The 7,994-nt window shown below is 65.0% G+C and carries 6 protein-coding genes; 2 read left to right on the forward strand and 4 right to left on the reverse strand.

Annotated elements, in window-relative coordinates:
- Positions 1–170: 170 nt before the first annotated feature.
- The gene (locus GGQ90_RS21645; RefSeq protein WP_188083946.1) at positions 171–3,044 is read right to left on the reverse strand and encodes a TonB-dependent receptor; all 2,874 of its coding nucleotides are present in this window, start codon (positions 3,042–3,044) and stop codon (positions 171–173) included.
- A 367-nt stretch (positions 3,045–3,411) separates the two neighbouring features.
- Between GGQ90_RS21645 and GGQ90_RS21650 the strand changes: the two genes are divergently transcribed.
- Both GGQ90_RS21650 and GGQ90_RS21655 read left to right on the forward strand, forming a co-directional pair.
- On the forward strand, positions 3,412–4,815 hold the full coding sequence (locus GGQ90_RS21650) for a pectate lyase family protein (RefSeq protein ID WP_188083947.1): 1,404 nt from the start codon (positions 3,412–3,414) through the stop codon (positions 4,813–4,815).
- The gene (locus GGQ90_RS21655) at positions 4,812–5,198 is read left to right on the forward strand and encodes a cupin domain-containing protein (protein ID WP_188083948.1); all 387 of its coding nucleotides are present in this window, start codon (positions 4,812–4,814) and stop codon (positions 5,196–5,198) included. The genes GGQ90_RS21650 and GGQ90_RS21655 overlap by 4 nt, the downstream gene beginning before the upstream one ends.
- A gap of 21 nt (positions 5,199–5,219) precedes the next feature.
- Here GGQ90_RS21655 and GGQ90_RS21660 read toward each other — a convergent pair whose 3' ends face one another.
- From GGQ90_RS21660 to kduD, 3 genes are all read right to left on the reverse strand, one after another.
- Positions 5,220–5,396 (reverse strand): hypothetical protein, encoded by a 177-nt coding sequence (locus tag GGQ90_RS21660; RefSeq protein ID WP_188083949.1) that lies wholly within the window; start codon positions 5,394–5,396, stop codon positions 5,220–5,222.
- Positions 5,397–5,470: 74 nt separating this feature from the next.
- Positions 5,471–7,039, reverse strand: coding sequence for a carboxylesterase/lipase family protein (locus GGQ90_RS21665; RefSeq protein ID WP_188083950.1), 1,569 nt, complete (start codon positions 7,037–7,039; stop codon positions 5,471–5,473).
- A 217-nt stretch (positions 7,040–7,256) separates the two neighbouring features.
- The coding region (kduD, locus tag GGQ90_RS21670; protein WP_188083951.1) for a 2-dehydro-3-deoxy-D-gluconate 5-dehydrogenase KduD at positions 7,257–7,994 on the reverse strand (738 nt) is incomplete at its 5' end.

The raw sequence follows: 7,994 nt of genomic DNA on the forward strand, positions 1-7,994 counted from the left end.
TGGCGGCGCCATATTTGAGAACGCTAACGCGAGTCAATGTCATTGCGTGAATGGACTATTGCTGTTGTCTGCCCGGCTCCGTCCCTACCCCACCGCCGGGCCAAGAAAAAGGGCCAGTCACCTCGTGCAGAAGGTGGCTGGCCCGTAGCGGCGCGACCCGAAAGGACAGGCTACATCTTCACGCGCGCGCCGAACTGGAAGGTGCGGCCGAAATGATTGTACTCATAGTTGCGATTGGCATCGAGGTCGGTGTAGCGGCCGCGATATTCGTCGGTCAGGTTGATGCCGTCGAGGGTGAATTCCAGCCAGTCGGTTGCCTTGTAACGGACCGAGGCGTCGACATTGACGGTCGAATCATAGCCTTCGAAGACATTGCCGGTGCCGCTGTTCTGGTCGCTATAAGGCCCGCGATAGCTGGCCGAGACGCGCGCGCTGAAGCGGTTGTCGTCATAATAGAGGGTGCCGTTATAGGCCCGCTTCGACACGCCGAACAACGTGTTGTCCCGCGCGACATTGACCAGACCGCCACCCGGCACGACCGCCGGCCCCGACACATTATAAGTCGCGTTGGAGTCGATGAAGGTCGCGTTCGCCAATATGCCGAAATGCTTGAAGATGCCCGGCAGGAAGGTGAAGGGCAGTTGCAGCGCGATTTCCGCCCCCTTGAGCGAAGCGCCGGTGCCGTTGACCGTGGTCGCGATGGTCCAGATCGGTTCGGCCTGCAGCGCGGGATTGAGCGCGGCGGGCGAGGAACTGACCAGCACCGAGGCCGGCAGGCCGGTTTCCGCAAAGGTCGCGTTGGAAATGGTCGCGGCGACCGGGAAGCTCTGCACATCCTTCTTGAACAGGGCGACCGAGAAGAGCGACTGGGGCGCGAAATACCATTCGACGGCCAGGTCATAGGCGGTCGCGCGGTAGGGATTGAGATAGGGATTGCCGTAGCTGACACGATATTGGAAGCCGTCGGCCGAACCGCCCGGCGTCAGGCTGCCCAAGGTCGGGCGGGTCATCACGTCGGCCACCGCCGCGCGGACGACCAGCTTGTCGGTCGGGAACAGCGCCAGGTTCACCGCCGGCAGCCAATCCTCATAGCTGCGCTTGATCGTCACCGGGACACCGCCGTTGAGGCCGGTCGAGCGCTGGTCGGTCTTGGCATAGCGCATGCCCGCGTTCAGCGCATATTCGAGGCCGAACAGATCACCCTTGGCATCGAACTGGAAATAGCCGCCGGTCACTTCCTCGCGCACCGACCGGTTGTTGCCGACATCGAGCGCCAGCGCGCGGTCATAGAGCTTGGTATAGGCGGTCGCCGCGTCCAGATTTGGGATCAGCCACTGGGTGGTGGTGCCCGAAGGCTGGCCCGCCTTGCCCAGGGTGAAGAGTTCGCTCAATTCCGGCGTGGCCTGGAAGCCATAGACGGCGCTCGGGCCGAACAGGCTGGTCGGCGAGCAGGTGATGGTGCCCAGCACCAGATCCTTGCCGCCATTGCCGCAGACGGCGGTATCGCGCTGATAACCGACGGTCTTGAAGTCGAACCGGCGCCACATCGAACCGACCTTCACGGTCAGCCCCTCGGCCGCGTCCCATTCGGTGCGCAGTTGCGCGGTCTTGAACCGGTTGCTGGTGTTGGACGGGCGGTCGCGGATTTCGGCGAGCTGGAAATTGGCCGGATCGGTCACGCTGGTGCCGAAGGTCAGCTTGGGATGCTTCATGTCGCTATAGTCATAGCTATAGCCCTGGGCGTCGCGATCGTCGAAGACCACCGTGGTTTCGACCGGAATGTCGGCGTTGGACTTGGACAGGCCGCCCAGCAGGGTGAAGCGGAACTTGTCCGTCACATCCTGGTCCCAGGTGCCGCCGATCTGATAGAATTCTGTGCTCGACTTGCGCAGATAATGTTCGGTGCGGACCCAGGCGTCGTTGAGCGTCGCCGAGATCATGTTGCCATTATCGTCATAGACCGGATTGACGACATTGATCGACCGCTCGTTGGAGCGCAGCAGCACCTCGCCCCATTTTTCCTCGCGGGTTTCCTTGAAGCGCGAATAGAGGCCGTCGATCGAGATCTTGGTCGCGTCGGTCGGCGCGAACTGCACCGATCCGGTCAGGCCCAGCCGCTCGCGATCATGCCGCACCTCGCCATAGCGCGGGATGCGCGGATGGAAGGACAGGGCCGCCGCATCGCAGGCCGCGCTCTTGACATAGGTGCCGCCCGAATTGGGCTGGGTGAAACAGGGCGTGCCATCGACATTGTCGAAGCGGGCCTGTGCCCAGCGCACGCTGTTATTGCCCAGTTCCTTGGTATCGAGCGTCGAGTAGGCGGCCGACAGGGCAACGCCGAAGCGGCCGTCCGCTGATTTCCAGGACGCGATGCCGGCAAGGCGCGGCCCCCAATTCTTGGCGAGATCATTATAGGAGGCGGTCGCCGAACCGACGAGGGTCAGCCCTTCCTTGCCACCGAGCGGATTGCCGGTGTTGAGATCGACCACCGCGCCGAGCGAGCCTTCGTCCAACGAGGCTTCGGCGGTCTTGTGGACGACCAGCGAGCTGAAGAGTTCGGACGCGAAGACGTTGAAATCGAAGGAGCGATCGCGGTTCGAGCTGGCGCCGTCGGTCGAGGTGGCGACGGTCTCCAGCCCGTTGACGCGCACGCGGGTGAACTGCGCGCCAAGGCCGCGCACGGTGATCGCGCGGCCTTCACCGCCATCGCGCTGGATCGAGATGCCGGGAATGCGCTGCAGGGATTCGGCCAGATTCTGGTCAGGGAACTTGGCGATATCCTCCGCCACGATCGCATCGACCGAACTGACCGACTGGCGCTTGAGGTTGATCGCCGCGCCCAGCGACTGGCGGAAACCGGTGACGATGATGTCGGATTCCTGGACCGCGGCATCCGCCTGCCCCTGATCCGGCGCAACCGCGGCGCCGCCCTGCACGGACTGGGCCTGGGCCTGCGCGGCGGAAACGCAGGCGATGGCGCATGCCAGGGTCGAGGCTGCGGACAGCCATTTCCGGGCGGACGAAGCCTGTACGAACGCAATCATAGAAACATCCCTCCATATTTCCGCCACGCCTCTTTGGGGGTGCGGCCCGATGTTGTCCCCTTGAAGACACCGGTGTCAGAAACTTGTGACCCGACTGCGGATCAATGTCAATGATCATTGCGGCAATTATGTCTGAAGCTGTCAGCCCAGCGCTCGCGGCGAGTTTCGCCGGCATCCCGACGGAAAAGCGCCCATATCGAGCCATTTTGCACCGCAATATGGGTCAGACGGCGCAGAATGGCGGAGCGCGGCGCCCGCCTCCCCCGCAAGACTGAAATGTCGGAAAACAGATTCGACACCGGTGTCAAATTGCTTGCATCATCGCCACCACGGTGCAAGTCTGGCCATGAGAGGAGCCTTCGGAAGCATGAAAATAACCGCCAGACTGATCGCCCTGCCGCTTGCCGGCCTTGCCCTGATCACCCTGCCCGCAACACTGTTCGCCGCCCCGGCCAGGACCAGCGCATCCAGCGCACAAGCCGCCTTTCCGGGCGCTGTCGGCTGGGCGGCAGCCACCCCGGGCGGCCGGGGCGGCCGCATCATCCGCGTGACCACGCTGGCGGCCGATGGCCCCGGCAGCCTGAAGGCGGCACTGGAGGCGAAAGGCCCGCGCATCGTCGTGTTCGAGGTCGGCGGCATCATCGACATGGCGCGCCAGACCATCACCATCCGCGAACCCTATCTGACCATCGCCGGCCAGACCGCCCCCTCCCCCGGCATCACCCTGATCCGGTCGGGCATCGACATCGCCACCCATGACGTCATCATGCGCCATATCCGCGTGCGCACCGGGGTGGACGACCAGCCGCTGCTGAGCGGATGGGAGGCGGACGCCATGTCGGTGGTCGGCGGCCATGACATCATCGTCGACCATTGCAGCTTCACCTGGGCGATCGACGAGAATATGTCGGCGTCCGGCCCGCGCTTCAATGGCAAGACGCCCGACGAATGGCGCGCCAACACGGCGCACAACATCAGCTTTTCCTATAATCTGGCGGCCGAGGGACTGGCCAATGCCAGCCACCCCAAGGGCGAGCATAGCAAGGGCACGTTGATCCACGACAATGCGACCAACATCCTGATCTATCGCAATGTCTACGCCCATAATGTCGAGCGCAACCCGCTGCTGAAGGGTGGCGTCCATGCCGCCGTGGTCAACAATATCATCTATGATCCGGGCGAGCGCGGCATCCACTATAATCTGATGGCGCTGGAATGGGGCGAGCATCCCTATCAGAATGGCAAGCTGGCGGCGGTCGGCAATGTCCTGCGCGGCGGCCTTTCGACCGCGACCGACATGCCGTTCCTGACCCTGGGTGGCGACGGCGACCTGGAATATTATGGCAAGGACAATCTGGCGGTCGACAAGTTCGGCAAGCCCCTGCCGATGTTCGGCCGCTATGGCGAGACCCAGGCGAAGCTGATCGAGACCCAGACGCCACCGACCTGGTGGCAGGGGCTGGACGTGCTGCCGGTGCGCGATGTCGAGACCCATGTGCTGTGGCGTGCGGGCGCACGCCCCTGGGACCGGGACGCCGATGATCTGCGCGTGCTGTTCTTCGTCGCGGAAGGACGCGGCGAGATCATCGACAATGAGAAGCAGGTGGGCGGCTATCCCAAGTTCGCGGCCACCCGCGCGCCCTTTGTCGAGGGCGACTGGAACCTCGACACGATGGAGCCGAAATCGGGGCGCTATCCCGGCCAGAAGGAGGACACCACCGAACATCTGTCCGATCGCGACAAAATGATGCGACAGGAACCAAAGCCATGAGCCTGATGCTGTTGCTGGCGGCGGCCGCCGCCCCACCCATGGTCGTGGTCGACGAGCGCGACGTGATGCGCGACGAGCCGCCGCCCCATGGCGAGATCGGCATGTCGACCGCCTATCGCATCAGCGACGCCGTGCCGCAGCCGCGCAGCATGGAGTTCCGCAAACGCGTGCTGCATGTCGGCGCGGCAATCGGCGTCCATCCGATCGCCCATGACGAGGTCTATTATGTCCTGTCGGGCGAAGGGGTGGTGACGTCCGACGGCGTCGAAAAGCCGCTGACCCCGGGCATGGCCGCCTATCTCTACAAGGATGCCAAGGTGGGCATCCGGCAGGTCGGCACGGAACCGCTGGCGCTGATCATCAGCTATCCGGTGGCTCACTGACCGGACATGTCACCAGGCAAGTTACCAGGCGCGGGGCACATTGCCGATGCGTCTGGCGACATCGGTCTCGATCGCGTTGAGTTCCGCCTGACTGAGCACGCCCGACAGCATCAGCCGGCGCATCAGTTCATCAACCAGGGCGGCGAGAAAATGCAGTTCGCTGCGTTCCGAGACATAATCGAGATCCTGGCTGTCCATGCGGTTCCTCCAGTTGCATGGGCGGACTCAACGCGCCCGTCCCCATTTGGTTGCGGCCCGGCAACGAACGAGGTTCAACTGCCTGGCTGGATATAAGGGACGCGGGCGAAGAGTTCCCGCTCCCAGCCGCGCGGATCGCTTTCCACCCGGCTGTCGACATCGACGATCATCGTCTGGCGCCCGTCCAGCCGATATTGCGGCCAGGGCACCATCCCGGCGCCATTGGGATCACCGCACCGGGCGAACGCCAGGAAGCGCTGCATCAGCGCACGCGAGGCCGCCTGGGCGCCTGCGCCCGTGCCGGTGAAGCTGCCCGGCGCATCGAGCGTGCCGAAGGCGAGCGCGATGTCCATGGTGTGTGGCGCACCACGTTCGGGCTGGGTCGGCGAAGCGAAATCCACCTGATAGACCCAGGTCGGCGCATCGGCGCGCGCGCGCGCCTCCGCCTCCAGCACCTGCCCCGGCCAGCTGCGCCCGGCCGTGGTCGCGGCGTAGAAGATGCGCTCCGCCGACCAGTCGGGATAGCGGGCGCGATATTGGGCGACGATCCATTCGGGCGAGAGGTCCATGCGCAGTTCCGGCGCGATCCGGGCGGCGAGGTTGGACCAGTCCAGCCCCTTGAGCTTGGAGCCATGGGGATCGATGAAGGCGCGGGTCTCGTCATGGGTGTTGCCGAGCATCATCGGGATCGCCTGCGACTGGGGCGGCGCATCGGGCCAGAAGGGATGGCGCAGGAGATGGGTCATGTCGAGCACCGGTCCCATATAGAGGCCGCCGCCCAATATGGGATCTTCGGCCGCCAGAGCCTCCACCAGTTGCGCGGTCGACCGTGACAGCAAGAATGACAGGTCATCGGCCTTTACGCCCAGCCGGGCGAGATAGGCCTGCGCCCGCTTCGTCGCGTTGAGCGGGCCGGAGGCCGTCACCTGCTGCCCGCTCATGGTGATGGCGCGGTGGAACAGGCCGGCGGCGGCGGGCATCGCCATCATCGTCGCGATCTTGGCGCCGCCGCCCGACTGGCCAAAGACCAGGATATTGCCGGGATCGCCGCCAAAGGCCGCGATATTGTCGCGCACCCATTGCAGCGCGAGGATGAGGTCAAGCTGGCCCGCATTGCCGCTGTCGGCGAAGCGCGGATCGAGCCGGGCGAGATAGAGATAGCCGAAGATGTTGAGCCGGTGGTTGACCGTCACCACCACGACATCGCCCTGCGCCGCGAGCCGGTCGCCATAGGTCAGCGGATCGACCACGGAGCCGTTGGAATAGGCGCCGCCATGGATGTAGAGCATCACCGGCCGTTTGGCGCGCGGGTCCGGGCCGGGGGTCCAGATATTGAGGAACAGGCAGTCCTCGCTCTCCGGCTCCTGCTTGCCCTGTTGCGGGCAGGACGGCGCGAAGGCGCCGGCATCGGCGGTGCCGGTCCAGCCATCGGGCGCAAGCGGTGCCTGAAAGCGGCGGGGCGCGGTATCCTGACCATAGCGCAGGCCGCGAAAGACATGGAGGCCGCCTTCGCGGGTGCCGGCAACCCGGCCCTTGCGGGTGGTCACGATGCTGGAGGCGGCGGCATGAGCCGGGCGAGCGAGGCTGGCGCCCAGCAGGGCCGCAGCCCCGGTCAACGCGCTCCGCCGGTCGATATCGGGCATCCGTCCTCCTGTGGTGAAACGGGAGGCAAGAGCCTGATCGTTTGAGGTGGAAGCGCTTTGCGCTTCCGCCGATAACGTGAATCAGGCTCTCTTCTTTGATTCCAGACCTTGATTCACGCTTCAGGCTGAGTTGGCCTGAAGCGATCATGGTCTAGCCCTCCTCTTTGGTCAAGTTGGTCCTGCGCCCGCCCTTAAGGAATGGGCGCAGGACGGGATATCAGCGGGCCAGCCAGCCGCCATCGACGGCGAGGACATGGCCATGGATATAATTGGCCGCCGGCGACGCCAGGAACACGGCGGCGCCGCCAATGTCGCTCGCGTCGCCCCAGCGGCCGGCCGGGATGCGTTCCTGGATCTGGCGGTTGCGGGTCTCGTCGGCCTGCAGCGCGGCGGTGTTGTTGGTGGCGATATAGCCCGGCGCGATCGCGTTGACGTTGACGCCCTTGGCCGCCCACTCGTTCGCCAGCAGCTTGGTGAGGCCGGCGACGCCGCTCTTGGACGCGGTATAGCTCGGCACGCGAATGCCGCCCTGGAACGACAGAAGCGAGGCGATATTGACGATCTTGCCCGAGCCTTGGCGCAGCATGTGCCGCCCGGCCGCCTGGGCGAGGAAGAAGGTCGACTTCAAATTGGTGTCGATCACCGCATCCCAGTCTTCCTCGGTGAAGTCGACGCTGTCGGCGCGGCGGATGATGCCGGCATTGTTGATGAGGATGTCGAGGCCGCCCAGCTTCGCGATCGTCTCGTCGACGACGCGCTGCACCGGTTCGATGCTCGACAGGTCGGCCGAGACGATCTCAGCCTTGCGGCCGAGCGCGCGGACCTTCTCGACGGTCTCTTCCGCCGGGGTGCGGCCGACCGCCGCGATGTCGGCGCCGGCCGCCGCCAGCGACAGCGCGATCGCCTGGCCGATGCCGGTATTGGCGCCGGTGACGATGGCACGCCTGCCGCCAAG

The organism is Sphingobium scionense, from assembly GCF_014197035.1.
Taxonomy (GTDB): domain Bacteria; phylum Pseudomonadota; class Alphaproteobacteria; order Sphingomonadales; family Sphingomonadaceae; genus Sphingobium; species Sphingobium scionense.

Excerpts from the sequence above, each read along its gene's own strand:
- GGQ90_RS21645 (WP_188083946.1), bottom strand. The coding sequence starts at position 3,044 with ATGATTGCGTTCGTACAGGCTTCGTCCGCCCGGAAATGGCTGTCCGCA.
- GGQ90_RS21650 (WP_188083947.1), top strand. The coding sequence starts at position 3,412 with ATGAAAATAACCGCCAGACTGATCGCCCTGCCGCTTGCCGGCCTTGCC.
- GGQ90_RS21655 (WP_188083948.1), top strand. The coding sequence starts at position 4,812 with ATGAGCCTGATGCTGTTGCTGGCGGCGGCCGCCGCCCCACCCATGGTC.
- GGQ90_RS21660 (WP_188083949.1), bottom strand. The coding sequence starts at position 5,396 with ATGGACAGCCAGGATCTCGATTATGTCTCGGAACGCAGCGAACTGCAT.
- GGQ90_RS21665 (WP_188083950.1), bottom strand. The coding sequence starts at position 7,039 with ATGCCCGATATCGACCGGCGGAGCGCGTTGACCGGGGCTGCGGCCCTG.